The 374-nt window shown below is 55.1% G+C and carries 1 protein-coding gene; it reads left to right on the top strand.

What is annotated here, in order from left to right; all coding sequences use genetic code 11:
* Nucleotides 1-374, top strand: a 374-nt coding sequence (locus EN851_RS34495) for a M20/M25/M40 family metallo-hydrolase (RefSeq protein WP_135931065.1), incomplete at both ends; no start/stop codon positions are given.

The raw sequence follows: 374 nt of genomic DNA on the forward strand, positions 1-374 counted from the left end.
CTTGCTAAAACGCGGAACTTCAAAGGCACGGTCGCCTTGATCTTCCAGCCAGCTGAAGAAGATGGGCGAGGCGGTCAGAAGATGGTGCAGGAAGGGATTATGGACCGCTTTGGCATCTCACAGGTCTTTGGCATGCACAACTCGCCGGGTCTCGACGTCGGGAAATTCGCCATCGCTGATGGGCCAATATTGGCTGCGCTCGATGAGTTCGATATTACGATAAGGGGTAGAGGGGGGCATGCGGCAATCCCACATCTTACAATCGATCCGGTCGTTATTGGAGCGCAGATCATTCTCGGGCTGCAGACCTTGGTGTCTCGCTACACAGATCCCACGGAATCGCTCGTCATTTCCGTCACAAAACTGAGCGCCGC

It is taken from the genome of Mesorhizobium sp. M8A.F.Ca.ET.208.01.1.1, from assembly GCF_004791315.1.
Classification (GTDB): Bacteria; Pseudomonadota; Alphaproteobacteria; order Rhizobiales; family Rhizobiaceae; genus Mesorhizobium.